Genomic DNA, 16,845 nt, shown 5'->3' on the forward strand with positions numbered 1-16,845 from the left:
GTGTCACGCGTCAAGCGTCAGGTCAAATCTGATACTTGACACCTCAACACTTGACACGGGTCATTACGCACTCTTGGAAAGTTTTTCAGCGCGTTCACGAACATCCTGGATCGTACCAGCCATCATGAAAGCCTGTTCGGGAAGATCGTCGCACTTGCCGTCAAGAATTTCGCGGAAGCCGCTGACGGTCTCCTTGAGGGGTACGTAACGACCGGGGATGCCGGTAAAGCGTTCAGCCACATAGAAAGGCTGCGAGAAGAAGCGTTCGATCTTGCGCGCGCGGGAAACGATAAGCTTATCGTCTTCGGAGAGTTCGTCAATACCGAGAATGGCGATGATGTCCTGCAAGTCTTTATAGCGCTGCAAGATACGCTGAACTTCACGCGCTGTTCGGTAGTGCTCTTCTCCCACGATGTTGGGATCAAGAATGCGGGAGGTGGAAGCGAGTGGATCCACGGCGGGGTAAATGCCCTTTTCCACGATGGAGCGTTCGAGAGCGATGGTCGCATCGAGATGTGTAAAGGTCGCCACAGGAGCGGGATCGGAGTAGTCATCCGCGGGCACGTACACAGCCTGCATGGATGTGATCGAGCCGGTGCGGGTGGAGGTAATGCGTTCCTGCAACTCACCCATTTCTGTCGCGAGGGTCGGCTGGTAACCTACAGCGGAGGGCATACGGCCGAGCAGCGCGGATACTTCGGAACCAGACATGGAGAAGCGGAAGATGTTATCCACGAAGAGCAAAACATCCTTGCCCTGATCGCGGAAATATTCAGCCATTGAAAGCGCGGAAAGGGCTACACGAAGGCGCACACCTGAAGGCTCGTTCATTTGGCCGTAGACCATGACGGTGTCTTTCATAACGCCCGATTCAAGCATTTCACGATATAAGCCTGTTCCTTCACGGGTTCGTTCCCCCACGCCAGCGAATACGGAGTTGCCTTCGTGTTCGGTCGCAACGGAACGGATGAGTTCCATGATGATAACGGTCTTGCCTGTTCCAGCGCCGCCGAAGATGCCTGTCTTACCGCCTTTGGTGAACGGAGCAATCAAGTCCACGACCTTCACGCCTGTTTCGAAAACTTCCACGCGAGTGGATTGTTCCTCGAAGGAAGGAGCCAGGCGGTGAATTGGATAATAAGTTGCCGCATCAACGGGACCTTTTTCATCCACGGGCTGACCCAGCACGTTGAAGATACGTCCCAGGGTGGCGGGTCCAACGGGAACCATGATGGGAGCGCCAGTCGCAATGGCTGGAACGCCGCGCTGAAGACCATCGGTTGTATCCATGGATACAGTCCTCACCCAGTTATTGCCAAGATGCTTTTGTACTTCGAGCACGAGCGGCTTGTTTCCCGCGCGTTCGACTGTGATCGCTTCATAAAGTTCTGGAATTCCACCTTCGGCGAATTCCACATCCACTACGCCACCAAGAATTTGTACGACACGGCCTATTGATTTTGCCATGATTTCCTCCAGTTATTTCGCAGCCAGCGCTTCAGCGCCGCCTACAATGTCTAAGATATCGTTCGTAATGCCCTGCTGACGAACCTTGTTATAAGCCAATTGCAATGCGCTGACCAATTCTTTTGCATTATCGGTGGCGTTGCGCATGGCGATCATACGAGCCGCATGTTCGCTCGCCTGCGATTCCAATACTGCCTGATAGACCTGCAATGCAGTAAAACGCGGAATGATCTCGTCGAGAATTCCACGCATATCAGGTTCATATTCATACGCGGCGGCAGGACCAGCGGATTTATGATTGAAATCTTCAACCAAGCCTTCTCCCTCAAGTTCAAGCGGAAGGAGTTTCTTAACTGTCGCGATCTGGCGTCCCATGTTTACAAAGTCAGTATAGAGAAGATAAACTTCGTCCACCGAGCCATTTTGGAATTCCTCGACGGCAAGACGCCCCACAGCAGAAACATCCGCAAAACTTGGGGCGGCGGGAAGATTGCTAAAATCAGCGATCACTTTTTTACCGCGGCGGATCAACAGGTCACGACCTTTGCGTCCGACAGCAATATATTTAACGGGAACAGGATTCGAGTCAAAGCGTTGAGACGCAAAGCGAATCACATTGGAGTTGTACGCGCCCGCGAGTCCACGGTCGCCTGTGATCACGATCACCAATGTATTATTCACCGATTTGCGCTGCGCCAAAAGCGGATGCAGGCTGTCACGTCCAGGTTGTTCTGCAACATGACGTAAGACCTGCCAAGCCTTGGTCGCATAGGAACGGGTTGCCGTGACCGCATTAATTGCTTTGCGGACCTTGCTGGCACTCACCGTCTCTAAAGCACGCGTGACTTGCGAAATGTTTTTGACGCTCTTTATTCGGAGCCGCATTTCACGAGCGGAAGCCATAAGAAATAATCCTCTAGTCTCTTAGTCGTTAGTCGAATAGTCTAGGCTTGCCAGCCAGTGCGGAAGGCTTCAAGTGCCTTGATCAGCGCGGCGCGATTGTCGTCAGAAATGGCTTTCTTCGCAATAATATCCTTACCAACCTCAGGGTATGAAGTTGCCATAAAGCGAACAAGATCTGCCTGCCACTGTAACATCTTATCGAGAGCGACGCTATCCGCGAATCCGTTTGTACCCGCAAAAAGTATGATCACCTGATCCACTAGTTCGGAGGGTTGATACTGGGGCTGCTTGAGGATTTCCTGCATGCGCTGACCGCGGCTTAACTGCTGTTGGGTTGATTTATCAAGGTCGGAAGCCATGAGCGCGAACGCAGCCAATTCACGATAGGCGGCCATATCAAGGCGCAAACGTCCAGCCACCTGTTTCATAGCTTTGGTCTGGGCATCACCACCCACGCGGGACACTGACACACCCACGTTCACAGCGGGACGAATACCTGCATTGAAGAGGTTGCTCTCCAGGAAGATCTGTCCATCTGTAATTGAAATGACATTGGTGGGAACATAAGCGGAAATATCGCCAAGCAAAGTTTCAATGATCGGCAGAGACGTGAGCGAGCCGCCCGTGCCGGCGACCTTAATAATCTTGTGGTCATCGGCATTGCCCATGTGCTTGCGGGCTTCTTCAGCCTCATCTTTAGAGACTGGACCGGTATATACTTTTCCGTCCACGCCATCTTTTTCAGAAGCCATTGCATTTGCATAATCTTTCTTCACAATGACATACTTGTTGGCGAGGCGGGCAGAGCGTTCGAGCAAGCGTGAATGCAGATAAAACACATCGCCAGGATACGCTTCGCGACCGGGCGGGCGGCGCAGGAGCAATGAAACTTGACGATACGCCCACGCATGCTTGGAAAGATCATCGTAAATGATCAGAGCATCGCGGCCTGTTTCCATGAACTCCTCACCGATGGCGGTACCGGAATACGGAGCGATATATTGCAAAGCCGCGGATTCGTCAGCGGCGGCAACCACGATGATCGTGTGTTCCATCGCGCCGGCGCGTTCAAGAATGCCGAGTGTACGCGCAACAGCAGCCTTCTTCTGACCGATCGCTACATAAATACAAACCAGATCTTTGCCTTTTTGATTGATGATCGTATCGATCGCGATGGCGGTTTTACCCGTCTGACGGTCGCCGATGATCAATTCGCGCTGACCACGTCCCACTGGGATCATTGCGTCGATGGACTTGATACCTGTCTGCACAGGAGTATCCACATCCTGACGATAGACCACGCCGGGCGCAATGCGCTCAACGGGGCGGAAACCAGTGGAAGCAATCGGGCCTTTGCCGTCAATCGGCTCACCCAACGCATTGACCACCCGTCCAATCATGGCATCACCCACGGGGACGGAGGCGATGCGATTTGTACCGCGCACAGTCATACCTTCGACAATGCCGTCGTAAGCACCCATGACGATCACACCAACGCTATCTTTTTCAAGGTTGAACGCCGTACCCATTACTCCGTTGGAAAATTGTACAAGTTCCTGCGCCTTAACATTCGCAAGTCCTTTAACACGGGCAATCCCATCGCCCGCTTCCAACACAACGCCAATATCTGTAACGTTGAGCTCTGGATTAAAGCCTTCAATTTGTTTCTGCAAATCACCGGTGATCTGCTGGATCAAGTCTGACATTAGGTAGCCTCCACCAAAATTCTTTATTAGGTACAAGAACCCGGATAAGGGCTTTATCCGGGTATATGTCTACTTTTTCTTATACAATACCTCATATTTTTCTTTCGTGAGGTAGAGCACAAGCGTGCCAATGATACCTGAAAGGCGAATGATTGTCTAGTTAGAATCGTCAATACCTTAAGAAATGTTCCATACCCTTGTTATCTATACAGCTTGTACTATACTAACGCCCGTTATTTCATATTATATACAAGGAGCAAAAATGCCAGAGCCTCTTGCCCGTGAAGAAGAAAAACCTCCCAGTCGCCGCATGAAACGCTATTGGAAAATCGCCATTCTCGCCAACATCAAGGATGAAGATCATCCAAAACCCGAGGGTGTTCCACCAGACGCCTTCGCCGACTTTGACCATATCGAGACGATAGACTCGCTTCGCGCCGCGCTCGAAACTGACGGCCATCAAACAGTCTTTATTCAGGCTGATCGAGACCTGCCCTTCGCGCTGCGCGAGGAAAACCCTGACATTTGCTTTAACATCGCCGAAGGTCTCGGCGGCGACGCCCGCGAAGCCCAAGTGCCAGCCCTGCTTGAAATGCTCGGCATCCCCTACACTGGATCCCGCGTCCTTACGAACGGCATCTCCCTCGATAAAACACTTACCAAACGCATCTGGCGTGACCGCCGCTTGCCGGTAGCTCCCTTCCAGGAATTCGTCACAGGCGATGAAACGTTACGCGCAGAGTTAAAATTTCCGCTCTTTGTCAAACCTGCACGCGAAGGCACAGGCATGGGTGTGGACATGAACGCTATCGTCAACAATGAAAAGGAATTGCGGGAACGAGCCCTGTACATCATCAATACCTATCAACAGCCTGCGCTCGTAGAGACATTCCTGCCCGGCCGAGAATTCACTGTTGGAATTTTAGGGCGTGCCGATGCAAAACTCTACTCGCGGCATCCCGAATGGTATGAAAAGGACGGCTTTCACCGTTTCCCTGTCCTAGAGTTGGATACGTCCCGTTCGGTGACACCCTGGGTGTACGGTCTTGAAGCCAAATCAAAAGATGTCGGCGCAGACGGTTCGCCAGGTTATTTCTGTCCCGCAGAGATCGAACCTGAACTTGAAAAGAAATTAAAATATTTCGCCCTGCGCGCGCATCAACTCTTGAATACTCTGGATGTATCCCGCACGGATATTCGTCTGGATGAAGAAGGCAATCCACGCGTTATGGAGATCAACACCCTGCCCGGACTAACTCCAGCCTACAGCGACCTTTGCCTGCAAGCCGCCGCGGAAGGTATTCGCTACGAAGATCTGGTGCTGGACATTTTGTATCTTGGCGCAAGTCGCTGGGGCATGCTTGAACCACGCGAGAATCCAACCGAATCTCAAAAGAAGCACTGACAAAAACAAGTTTCAAAAGAAGGAAAGTTCTCTTAGCGAACTTTCCTTCTTTTTGATTCTCTTATCTGCTTACCTTAATCATCCCCGCCTTCACCACCCTCACCCCCTTCATTTCCATCGTGGCAGCTTCCGCAAGTGGCAGAATGCAACGTGGAGGTATGGCACTCTTTACAGGAAGCACCGCCATGATTCACGCCTGAGCCGCCCTCATCTGCAATACCCGGATGCGGTCCGTTGTATCCTGCCGACCAATTCCTGGTTGAGTGACATGAAGCACAATTAGTACCGAACAGACCCGCATGATACGCCGGGTCACCATGGCAGGAAACACAAGCGGACGATAGTCCAACATAGACTCCGCTGGAATGACATCTGTCACACGCCAAGCCACTATGACGCTCGGTCAGAGGGAATTTACTGTGATCAAAACGAGCATCTTTCCAATCCGTCGTGTTATGACACAAGGCACAATCTGTTCCGTAAGTGCCTTTATGGGCATCAATTTCTTTGTGGCAGGAATAACAATCAACCGGCGTTCCCTTGAACTGACCGTTAATATGACAGTCTTCACACTTCACTTCGATATGCTTTCCATCCAGCTTGAACGCAAAAATATTATGGTCTACATTCACATCGTCCCAGTCATTCGTATTATGGCAAATCGCGCAGTCAAATCCATATCTGCCTTCATGCTCATCCACTGCCTGGTGGCAAGAATAGCAATCCTTTGGTGTCCCTCGGTACGGTCTGTCCGCGTGGCAATTCTGGCATTCAACCGAACCATGCCTGCCATCCAATTTAAAATCAGCCAGATTATGATCGAATTTCGCAGGCTTCCAGCCTTCAACTGCATGACATCCAGCACAGTCCTTTCCAAAGCGTCCGTCGTGTTCATCGGAGTGACATGAAGCACATTCCCGAGGCGTGGACTTTAAATCCAGGAGCGTGCGAGCATCCAGATGACATTTTGTACAGGTCACACCTTCATGTTTCCCCGCCAGGTTGAATGGGAAAATGGAATGATTGAAATCATTTCCAAATTTATCAACGCCGTCGTGACAGGCAAGACAGTCTGGGCCGAATGAAAGGAAGTGAGACTGGGTGTAAGCAATATCAATCTGATCGTGGCAATTCAGGCAGGTTTGGGTCGTGAAGGTACTAAGATCATCCGGGTGACAATCTACACAGGTAAATTCATTTCCATCCTCTTTTCCCTGATGCCCGTTCATTGAATACCCCAGTGCGGCATGAGGAAATAAAACTTCACTGGTATCTGTGAGCAGACCATCCGCACCCCGATGTTCGGGGTGACAATCACGACAGGCAAAGTTTTCACCATTTTGAAAAATAGCTCCATGCAGTTTGGTGATATCGCTCATTTCCGCCGCAACATCAATATGACAAGCCGCACAGCGGTCAGCCATTGTATCAGCCGACCATGGCGCGGCATGGCAGGCAGAACATTCTTCTATTTGCGCATGTGAATTTACACCGCTATAAACCTGACCAGGCTCAGCATTCAAACTCCCCGCCGAGAACATTTGACTTCCGCTGGCAAGCGCAATACCCACAAGCAAAAACAATGTAATGAACATGGCAACAATGCCAGATCCAGTAAGACATCCAAGCTTATTGCTTTTCATAAGAACCCAGACTAATATGGATGTATTGCATATATGCCCTCTTTTACCAGCTGAAAAAATATGAAATCTGGGTGGTGTATTCCACCCAGATTATTTTTCCTAATCGTCATGCTCGCGCCCGTCCGCATGACACTCCATGCAGTTCTCAAAATTCGAAATTCCTTCTTCTTGATGTTCCCCACGAATGTTCGCTTCGTTATGCTCATGACATCCGTAACAAGTATAGGTTTTATAGCCGGCTGGATGACAGGTGGCACAAGCAACAATCCCGTCCTCCCCATGATCTAACGGGAAGGTATGTTCCCCATTGAAAGTTGCTGGAGTCCAGGCGTTTGTCGTGTGACAGGCGACACAGTCTGTTCCAAATTGACCTGTGTGTTGAGTGGGTTCGGCATGGCAGGAAAGACATGTTGTATCCAGCCCTTTGAATTCACCATTTTTATGGCAGTCATTACAAGCGACATTCGCATGTTTTCCAGTCAACTGAAAATTAGAACGGTTATGGTCAAAATTTGCATTATCCCAATCGCTCGGGGTGTGACAAGCCGAGCAGTCCGTCCCAAATTCTCCATTATGCTCATCATTATTCTTATGACAGGAATAGCAATCTGTGGGAGTGCCCTTATATAAGTTATTCTGATGGCAATCTTCGCAGGCAGCTTCTTTGTGCTCGCCTTCCAATTTGAAGGCGGAGAGGCTGTGGTCAAATTTATTTTCCCCGTTATGGCAGGCAAGACAGTCTGCTCCAAAGGATAAGGTGTGTGCCTTAGTAAAGACAATGTCCATATCGCCGTGACAGTTCTGACAGGAGTCTGATACGAACGTGGTTATATCCTCCCCATGACAATCATTGCAGAGAATCGGTTCGTTCCCCGCCTTACGCTGGTGTTTTTTCAAAGAGAAGCCCAACGTGTCGTGAGGGAACGTGTTCCCAGTCAAGTCAGTTAAAGGAGCCGAAACGCCACGGTGCTCAGGGTGGCAAGAGCGGCAGGCGAGACTTCCGCTCTTATTATTGATGGAACCATGCAGCCTGGCGACATCAAACATTTGCGCAGCAACTTCAGTATGACAAGCTACACAGCGATCGGCCATTGAATCGCGCGACCAAAGTAAGGCGTGACAAGCCGAACATTCTTTGATCTGCGCATGAGAAGTTACGCCACCCAGCGACTGGCCAATTTCTGCGTTTAGGTCCCCAGCGGTAAACATTTGGTTTCCACTGGCAAATGCGACACCAACAATTGAAAAGAGGGCAATTAGGGTTGCAAAAATGCCTGTGTTCGTAAAACATCCAAGTTTATAGTTTTGCATCGCAGGCTCTATTTAAGAAGCGTTGCGAAATACAGGGCAGCGCCTATGTGAACAAAAGCCGATACAAACAGTGCCATACCAATCGGAATATGGATAGTATGCCAAAGAGCCATGAGGCGTCGGGCTTGTCGCAATGCACTTTCAGAAAGTGTCCCTTCGATCTCCAAACCATCCATTGTGCGCGGGATGCGGGTAAAGATATAGCGGCCAATAACACCGCTAATGACAATAACCACAGTCAATAGTGTGACCGCCCCCGCCAGCCCGTTGAACTTCCATGATGTATGCAACAACACCATGAACGGACCGACCAATCCGGTAAAGATATGGAATTGAAGCCAGGATGACATCTTGCCCCAACTGGCGCTGCGAGACCGCTTTCGCAGGCTATACAGCGTTTCAGTCATCAGCATCAACATAAATCCCAAAATACCGAGGCCGTGGCCAAACAATTCACTTGCCGCGGGAATTTCGCGAGTGAAAAATACTACCGTGCCGTACACGATCGTTATCAAAGCCCCAACAGCAAACGCCCACCAGAGTTCTTTATTACCACGAAGCATGATGCCCTCTCTTTTTTACTTAAAATGAATTACAAGATCACAAAGCTTCTTGCGTTCTCCATGACATCCAAAACTGCGCCAACAAATCTGCGAGCGGCGCTTCCGGCTTCATTAATTGATCCCGAATGGAAGATATATCCGCTTTGCCAGCGATCATTTTTTGCAAAGGCCAAGACAACGTCTGATCTCCCATCACGATCGCCCCCACCAGCGTCTTCTCGCCTACCATCAAGCGCATATGATTAATCTCAAAACCGCTCTGCGCAACGATCGCCTCGGGCAATTCCCGCCAAGTCTCACTATCGCCGCGTGCGATACCAATCATATCCTCATCCTTGCCCCGCCCAACAACGCCGATAATCGTAGTTGTTAAACCAGCAAGGCGGGTCACATTAAATGGAGCAGATTTCAAGTAGGCGGATTTCCGTCCTGCCATGTTCCACCCGGCCACCCGACCTTGCTCACGGGCAGGATTCCACAAACTATCCAACGCCGACTTACCCGTTAGCGGATCAAAGACCTGCGCTACATCACCAGCCGCATAAATATCAGGGTCCGTAGTCTGCAAGTGCTCATTTACTAAAAGCCCGCGATCTTTTGCAAGATTGGTTTCGTTTACTAATTCAAGGCATGGGCTGATACCAACCGCATAAGCCAGCAAATCGCACTGCAGCTTGCTGCCATCCTTTAACATAACGGCAGTCACACTTCCTTTTTTGCCTATTACTTCCTGTAACTCTGCCTTGTAATGCAGAGTCACGCCTTCTGCCCGCAAAAGACCTTCCACCACTTGCGATTCATGCTTATCAAGCACATTGCTCCAATAACGGTCGCCACGTAAAAGATAATGCACATGCATTCCACGAGCATGCAGCCCTTCGGTCAGTTCAAGAGCGGTAATGCCTCCGCCAACCACAACAGCCGTTTTTCCACGCTTAGCCAGTTTGATCAAATTCTTAGCATCAGTCAGATGATCCAATTTCATGACACCATGCAAACCCGCCGCGCCCGGAACTTCCAAGGGCAATGCGCGCGCGCCAACAGCGATCAACAATTTATCATAAACAAGCCGCGACTTTCCATCAATAAGCAGCGCGTGGTCCGAACGCAGTATCCTTGTCACACGAGCATTAAGAAAATTGAAATTTAGTTTTTTATAATCCTCTTTTGTGCGCGGGAATAATGCCTTATCGTGAAGCTCACCTGTCAAATAATAAGCAAGACCAGGGCGGGAATAAAACCCGTGCGGGTCATCACTGATCATCAAGATCTCGCCAACCTTATCCACAGACCGGATCGATTCAACTGCCGATAATCCTGCCACCCCCGCCCCTATGATCACATACCTCATCCATCCCTCCGTACAAACAGGTCTGTCTGCGCAAAACGCAGCACACCGCGCGGACATCTCGCAACACACTCACCACAAGTCAGGCATTCGCTGTACTTTACAGCTTCATCCCGCCAGACATGCGCCCGCACATCGATCCCGATCGGACAATTATAAGTACAAATTCCGCATTGCACACACCGTGATGATTCAGATACCACATGCCCACTGGACATCACAGTATGCCTGGTTGAATCGCTTTTAAAAATATTTAAGAATGACATGCAAAAACCTCCAGTAAATAGTCGCCGCACCAGTAAAAAAGTTACTGTGTAAACAGTGATTGTAGGACAAATATACTGCCATGAGTAGTAACAGATGTAATATTTCCATTACAATTCCTTAACAAAAAACAGGGTTGCCTCACGGCAGCCCTGTCGGTTCGCAATACTTTTGCTTTCAAGCTAAGTCTTACGAGAGCGGTATTACGTTTGCTGCCTGTTTCCCCTTCGGACCATCTTCGACTGAAAATTCCACTTTTTGTTCTGCTTCAAGTTTTTTATAGCCATCAGTCTGAATAGCTGAGAAATGTACAAATACATCCTCTCCACCTTCGTACCCAATAAAGCCATAGCCCTTGGTCGCATTAAACCATTTGACAGTTCCAACAATTCGTTCTGACATCTTTCAATTCTCCTGCTTGATTTAAAAATTTGCCGATCCACCTTAACGCTTTCAAAGGCGAACCGGGCATGTTAACGGCAAGATTATCATGCCTAATTATTGATGTCAAGAATTAAAATTTCTTTATCATGGAAGCGTAACGCGAAGAGAGATGAAACCACGGCGGCGACCATTTCACTTTGGGAATTCCCTTGCGGATGACCTCGCGCATCTCGTCCGCACCCGAAAACTGGTCCAGCAACATAATGCTTCGCCCCAATTCGAAAGCAGCGTGCGCATCCGAACCAACCGTCCCTGCGATATTGTGTTTTTGAGCAAACAAATCCGCCTTACGGTTGAAGCGCGGCAACACGCATCGGGAATTAAACACTTCTATTGCATCTACATAAGGCAAAATTTCCAGCAATTCACTTTCCTTCCAACCGCCTTTTCTAAACTCATCAAATGGATGCGAAACACTGATAAACGCCCCCTGCTCCTTCAATCGTCTGATCGTTTCCTGCGGAGTAAGATAAGCGGGTATTTCTTCAGCAACAAACGCCGCCAGAATCTCGCCTTGAGTAGTCATAATCTCCTCGCCCACAATAATCAGTTCAGGGGCAATCATCTGCGCTTCGCGCGCACCAGAGATCGAGTTGTGATCGGTAATGATCACACGGTCAATGCCCTTGCGGCGCGCCATCGCAACTAAATCCACGGGGCGGGTAAGAGAATCTGTAGACGCACGAGTATGACAGTGGAATTCCGTAGAAGTCATGACATTTGTTCTTGACAAATAGATTTTTGGCAGTATATACTAACTTGATAAATAAAAACAGGTGGCAATAATGGCGGGTACACTTTTTGACATGGTAGAAAATGCAAACAACTTATTAAATATTGCTGTCACTGGGGTAACTGTGGCGGCATTGTTCTTCTGCATTTTTTTATATTCAATCAAGTCCATAAAAAACCAGGGGCTTTCACAGGGCATCTATTTATCATTTGTCTTTTTTCTTGAAATCATTATCACTGCGGGACTCTTTTGGGAACTTCCCATCCTGCTATCCAAGATCATTCGTTACAGCGGCGTTATCCCCTTTACCCGATGGCTCTTGTTATCAGGCGTCGTAATTACACATTTTTATTTTCGGAAATATTCTGAAAAACGAGGATTAACTTCCGCGTTTTTGCACCTCACCGTATTAATTCTTGGATGGTACATTAACCGCTGGATCGGAATTCTATTTTTCTCACTGCCATTGCTGTTTATATTTTATTACGCGGCGTATTGTATTGCCCTGGTTATTATTCCCGCATCCAACCCCGAAGACAGGAAAGAAAAACACCAAAGGTATATGATCTTCCTTTCTTATGTATGGGGAATGCAAATGCCGTTATGGAATGTAGTTGCCGTTAATGCGAAGGAAGCAGATAAAAGAATTGACGGCAAACCGGTTACGAATCCTTTTTCAAGACAGCAATCGCCATCACAATTACGCGGGAATAATAATAAAAACAGAGCCGCGCTATTTCCAGGCATGATCCGCACAGACACGCACCAGGTAGTTGGAATCATAAATGGAAAAGATTTTCGCGTTGAGGGGCCAGGCGTTATCTTTACCAAGAGTGGGGACGAACCTTTTGAAATAGTTGACTTGCGGAATCAAATAAAAAAATCCACTTCTATCCATGCATTTTCAAGAGAAGGCATTCCACTGCTCGCAGATGTGCTGGTTATCTTTACAATAGATCGTGAAGATTGGCCACGAGAGTTGTTCCATCAACTGGGCAGAAGCAACTCCTGGCTTGGTAAAGGAAAAGATGTCAACCGAAATACAGGATCGACATTCCCATATTCCCGCCCGCGGGTGGAGGCCGCAATCCGTTTACGAAGTAAACGCTCCCAGCCAAATAGCGGTAATGAACGCTGGGATGATCATGTACTAAGCATGGCTGAACAGGCCGCACGCCAAACCTTTGCTGAGCGGAGCATTAAAGATCTGTGGCAGGCACGTGAGAACGAAAACAGTAATGCTTCGGAAGCGATCACCAGAAATATCAAAAACCTGATCGAAACCCCTTTGCGCGAAAATGGGATACGCTTGATCAGCGTCAAGGCTTCCGGGTTTAATTTCACTGACAAAAAAGAACAAAGAGACAAGGATGTCGAAGTGATCGAGCAGCAGATCGCAACCTGGAAAGTGGAACGGGAGCGGGAACGTGAAATGGCACTTGCTGACGCCAAAGCTGAAGCGGAAAGTCTTGAAGAGGAAGCCCGCGTATATGCACGGTCTCTCCTACTGACCGCAGTAATGGAGGGATTGGAACAAGCACAGGAACATCACCCCGGCAAAGATCAGGAAGCCATCGCGCAGGTTTATCTTGAAGCGCTAAAAAATATGATCGAGCAACAATCCGATTCAAGCTATACGCCAGAAGCCAAGGCAGAACTCCAAAAATATAAGGATGCCTATTTTGCAAATGCACCTAAAAAGGGGGCATTATGAGATTCAAATACTCAATTGATCCAAATGAATGGCAAACTTCTTATACAGAAAAACAAGCATTTGCTGACTCATTACAGCGGGCTGGCTCTTTACTACTTCCTATTATTGTTATAGCGATCATCCCAATATTGTTTGCAGTCTTTTGTTTATTAACCCGGCTGGAGCAAGCAGTGGCGGACAATCTATCGAACAACTATAAAATTGTACTCATTGCTGCGGGTTTTGTTCTCATTTTTACACCGCTTTTCTTGTCTTCAATGATCTTAAAACATCTTTTCAAAACCGCAGGAACATTTTTAAAATTCTTTTATGCCCTGCCAGACTCGGTCAATATGAAAAAAGTGGTGAATTTGCGTGTTTATGGACGCCCTCCCATGCCTCCTCCACTTTCAAACCTGATCAAATTTCCCACCATAAAAGCTAAAAACGGAAAACTGGATCCATCGGAGAATTGGCAAACCCAAATAGGCGGTCCGGCTAACCTCAAGATCGACCCTGGTAATGCGATCTATTTGGAACGTGGAAATCGGTTCTCAAGAGTCGTCGGGCAGGGAGACGCATTTTTGGAACTGCACGAGACGATAAAAACTGTCCTCAATACCTGCCCGCAGATCGAAGAAATCATCGTCACCGCGTGGACAAAGGACGGCATTCGCATTGACATAAAAGCAAAAGGCGAATTCTTCATGACACCAAATTCGGAAAAAGGCAGGGAAGGGAATGAACTCTACGAATACAACGCGGGGGCAACTCGCAAAGCAGTGGAGGAAGCTCTCTCCAGCGGCAAGGAAGGTCACGAATGGTCAAAATCTGCCATGGGCAAAGCCAATGGATTGCTGGGTGAATACATCGCCAGCAGATATCTTGAAGAAATATTTATCGCCAGCGCTAATGGCGGTCAACTTCTCTCCACAGAAACAATGCGTGAAATATTAAAAAATATTAATGCCAAACTACAAGTGAATGGTGTTTCACTTGCCTACCTGCAGATTATAGATGTAGAGTTACCGGAAGAAATCAAACGCCAAAGAATTCGAATTTGGGAAACAGGACACGCAACCCATGCAACAGTCACGCAAGGCGAAGTAAAAGCGTATCAACTGCGCGCACAGAAAAGAGCGCTGGCGGAAATGGCCCGCGATATGGTTTTTACACTCGCCAATGGACTTGACCGCATGGATACCACCAACTTCACAGCAAAGCTTTTGACATCCATATATGGAGTCATTAATCAAGGCATGAAAAATCCCCGCACTTATACAAATTCAACACCCAAGAGAATGCCCGACGGCGTTGAATCTTTTCCCCTGGATGAAGAAGTATGAAAGAAGAGATCATTGCGATCATCAACAAACTTGAATGTAATGAAAACTCATCGCGCTTGAGAGCATGGGCTTACAATTTAAGCGCTTCACGGCCAGATGATTTACAAAGCGCAATCAACTGTTTGCTCGATGCGTTACAACAAACCAACATTCAAAGCCATTCACAAAAAGGGTTTTATTACTTGTTTTTAGGATGCGCGTATTATGAACAAGGAGATCATCCCAACTCAAGGGACTGTCTTTTGCAAGCCATTAACAAATTGTCAGACACAGAAGTGAATAACCCTGTTGCGCATTGGCTGCTTGGGGTAAATTACAGCAAAATGAAGGATTTCCCAAGCGCCCGACGTGAATTAGAAAATGCTTTGCAGCTTCTTAAGACAAATACCAGCCTAAGCACACCTAGAACAGAAGCAAAAAGCAGAAAGAAAAAAGAACTGAAATTAGATATCCAAGAGACCCTTGAAAAATTTTCCAACGAACCTCTTTTTCGGGTCGTGGACTCCCCGTCGGCTAAAAATAATGGGGCATCTAAAAAAGAAAGTCCAACAGGTGATACGGAAAACGTCGAAAGCAAAACCTCCCAGGAGAATTCATCTGCCAGATCATCTCCCACAACCCAAGAGAAAGAAAAAATAATTTATCAAGAAACACATACTGGTAGGAACGTTTCATTCCAATTCATTCAAACCATTACGCCGGCATCCATTCCAAGTTTTCAAAACACATCAACTGGAAAATCAATCGAAAGTCATTTAGAAAACAATAAAACTTCCCCATTTGAAGAAACGCGTACAGACGGATACCTATCACTACAGTCCCTGCCGGTCTATGAACAGATGGTCGCGGCAGGCAAATCCGGGAAACCCGAAATAGGTTTAAATATAACCGGCGCTGCTGAAGCAAGGATTATTTTTCTTAATAACCAGCCGCACGATGTGCATCCGCTCAAGCGGACATCAAATGAAATCAAGATAGCCTCTAAAGAAATAAATTGGGGCTGGGTAAAAGTTGCCGGTCACAGCATGAATAACATTGCAAATAAAACATCCATCAAGAACGGCGATTTTGTTTTAATACTCTTCGTCCCTGCGGCAGATGAAAACGATATTGTTTTGGCGTCGTTTGAGGACCAACAAACAACACAAAGTTTTTTAACGGTAAAAAGATATCGAAAAGATCGGCAAATCCTTAAATCTGAAACCACAGAAAAGGGAGATGAATATAATGATATACATTTAGGGGATAAAAATAACGCCAAGATCATTGGCGTTATTTACGCAGTGGCAAAACCTTTCGATTCCTAATTAATATAAATTCATCTACTCTGCAAATAATATATCCCGATACATGGGAAAACAAGGTCAGCGGTCATCAATTATTAGATTAACGCTGGCTGTGCCGGTGGCGTGTCCGCTTAATAAACTGGCAGCTCTTTGCAGGATCTTCACCACTTTTCCGCGGGTCTTTTGATTACTCAGGCCGTTGACAGAGATGCTATGTTTGGGCTTTCTATTCACGAAAAATTCCGTGTTGATGCTCAGGTGAAAATTTTCGTCGTTTTTATCAAGGTCTCTTTCAAGCATGTCGATCACTTCTTCTGTGAAATCGAAAAAACTCTTCGCAGAAACATCATCCTCCGAAGTTAATATTTCAATGCCGTTGAAAACAACTTTTTTATCCATAAACATTGGCCTCGTCCTACTTTCTTTCCTAGGCGTTATAAGTAGACCAAGCATATCTGCTTAATAAAAAAAAAACATTGCTAAAGTATATTAAATCCATGCGGAAACTATGACCACATTTATTGATGCTGGTTGATATACATCAACGCACTCGGCTCCACTCCAGCCTCACATATCTCATCCTTAATATTTCCAAAATAATTTTTTTTTGTTTTATAATACTGAAATACAATGGAAAAAAGCAAACTCGCAGAAATGCGAGGACGCAAAGTCATGGGTCTAAGGTTGTGTTCATGCAATTAGGATTGCCAGACCGCCAAAAGGCATTTTTTAA

Annotated in this window: 15 protein-coding genes and 1 riboswitch; of the genes, 4 read left to right on the top strand and 11 right to left on the bottom strand. The window is 47.4% G+C overall.

Translation table 11 applies throughout. The features are described 5' to 3' along the window. Positions 1 to 63: 63 nt before the first annotated feature. The 3 genes from atpD to atpA are packed head-to-tail and all read right to left on the bottom strand — an operon-like array spanning position 64 to position 4,076. Positions 64 to 1,467, bottom strand: coding sequence for a F0F1 ATP synthase subunit beta (gene atpD, locus IPL17_RS22315; RefSeq protein WP_345309295.1), 1,404 nt, complete (start codon positions 1,465 to 1,467; stop codon positions 64 to 66). A 12-nt stretch (positions 1,468 to 1,479) separates the two neighbouring features. Then, positions 1,480 to 2,370 carry an ATP synthase F1 subunit gamma gene (gene atpG / locus IPL17_RS22320; protein WP_345309296.1) on the bottom strand — a complete coding sequence of 297 codons (891 nt, stop codon included), beginning with the start codon at positions 2,368 to 2,370 and terminating at the stop codon, positions 1,480 to 1,482. A gap of 41 nt (positions 2,371 to 2,411) precedes the next feature. Then, positions 2,412 to 4,076 carry a F0F1 ATP synthase subunit alpha gene (gene atpA, locus IPL17_RS22325; RefSeq protein ID WP_345309297.1) on the bottom strand — a complete coding sequence of 555 codons (1,665 nt, stop codon included), beginning with the start codon at positions 4,074 to 4,076 and terminating at the stop codon, positions 2,412 to 2,414. A 262-nt stretch (positions 4,077 to 4,338) separates the two neighbouring features. Here atpA and IPL17_RS22330 point away from each other — a divergent pair, with 262 nt between their 5' ends. Beyond that, positions 4,339 to 5,481: a hypothetical protein gene (locus IPL17_RS22330; protein WP_345309298.1), complete on the top strand. Its 1,143-nt coding sequence runs from the start codon at positions 4,339 to 4,341 to the stop codon at positions 5,479 to 5,481. 74 nt (positions 5,482 to 5,555) lie between these two features. On the opposite strand, the gene IPL17_RS22335 is transcribed toward IPL17_RS22330, so the two are convergent. From IPL17_RS22335 to IPL17_RS22365, 7 genes are all read right to left on the bottom strand, one after another. Next, entirely contained in the window at positions 5,556 to 7,124 is a 1,569-nt protein-coding gene (locus IPL17_RS22335; RefSeq protein WP_345309299.1) for a cytochrome c3 family protein, read from the bottom strand. A gap of 99 nt (positions 7,125 to 7,223) precedes the next feature. Further along, positions 7,224 to 8,435, bottom strand: coding sequence for a hypothetical protein (locus IPL17_RS22340; protein ID WP_345309300.1), 1,212 nt, complete (start codon positions 8,433 to 8,435; stop codon positions 7,224 to 7,226). 8 nt (positions 8,436 to 8,443) lie between these two features. After that, on the bottom strand, positions 8,444 to 8,998 hold the full coding sequence (locus IPL17_RS22345; protein WP_345309301.1) for a hypothetical protein: 555 nt from the start codon (positions 8,996 to 8,998) through the stop codon (positions 8,444 to 8,446). Positions 8,999 to 9,035: 37 nt separating this feature from the next. After that, entirely contained in the window at positions 9,036 to 10,349 is a 1,314-nt protein-coding gene (locus IPL17_RS22350; protein ID WP_345309302.1) for an FAD-dependent oxidoreductase, read from the bottom strand. Next, a complete protein-coding gene (locus IPL17_RS22355; RefSeq protein WP_345309303.1) occupies positions 10,346 to 10,612 on the bottom strand; it encodes a 4Fe-4S dicluster domain-containing protein in 267 nt (88 codons plus the stop codon). The genes IPL17_RS22350 and IPL17_RS22355 overlap by 4 nt, the downstream gene beginning before the upstream one ends. A gap of 187 nt (positions 10,613 to 10,799) precedes the next feature. Then, positions 10,800 to 11,012 (bottom strand): cold-shock protein, encoded by a 213-nt coding sequence (locus IPL17_RS22360; RefSeq protein WP_345309304.1) that lies wholly within the window; start codon positions 11,010 to 11,012, stop codon positions 10,800 to 10,802. A gap of 112 nt (positions 11,013 to 11,124) precedes the next feature. Beyond that, positions 11,125 to 11,769, bottom strand: coding sequence for a PHP domain-containing protein (locus IPL17_RS22365; RefSeq protein WP_345309305.1), 645 nt, complete (start codon positions 11,767 to 11,769; stop codon positions 11,125 to 11,127). Positions 11,770 to 11,839: 70 nt separating this feature from the next. Here IPL17_RS22365 and IPL17_RS22370 point away from each other — a divergent pair, with 70 nt between their 5' ends. The 3 genes from IPL17_RS22370 (at position 11,840) to IPL17_RS22380 (ending at position 16,133) form a co-directional block, all read left to right on the top strand. Then, positions 11,840 to 13,501: a hypothetical protein gene (locus tag IPL17_RS22370; protein WP_345309306.1), complete on the top strand. Its 1,662-nt coding sequence runs from the start codon at positions 11,840 to 11,842 to the stop codon at positions 13,499 to 13,501. Positions 13,502 to 13,833: 332 nt separating this feature from the next. Next, the gene (locus IPL17_RS22375; protein ID WP_345309307.1) at positions 13,834 to 14,826 is read left to right on the top strand and encodes a hypothetical protein; all 993 of its coding nucleotides are present in this window, start codon (positions 13,834 to 13,836) and stop codon (positions 14,824 to 14,826) included. Beyond that, on the top strand, positions 14,823 to 16,133 hold the full coding sequence (locus IPL17_RS22380) for a S24 family peptidase (RefSeq protein WP_345309308.1): 1,311 nt from the start codon (positions 14,823 to 14,825) through the stop codon (positions 16,131 to 16,133). Before IPL17_RS22375 ends, IPL17_RS22380 begins: the two co-directional genes overlap by 4 nt. A gap of 57 nt (positions 16,134 to 16,190) precedes the next feature. Here the strand turns inward: IPL17_RS22380 and IPL17_RS22385 are convergent, their stop codons facing one another. Continuing rightward, positions 16,191 to 16,511 carry a hypothetical protein gene (locus IPL17_RS22385; RefSeq protein ID WP_345309309.1) on the bottom strand — a complete coding sequence of 107 codons (321 nt, stop codon included), beginning with the start codon at positions 16,509 to 16,511 and terminating at the stop codon, positions 16,191 to 16,193. A 230-nt stretch (positions 16,512 to 16,741) separates the two neighbouring features. Then, a riboswitch (cyclic di-GMP riboswitch) is annotated at positions 16,742 to 16,832 on the top strand. Positions 16,833 to 16,845: the final 13 nt, after the last annotated feature.

Source organism: Candidatus Villigracilis saccharophilus (assembly GCF_016711665.1).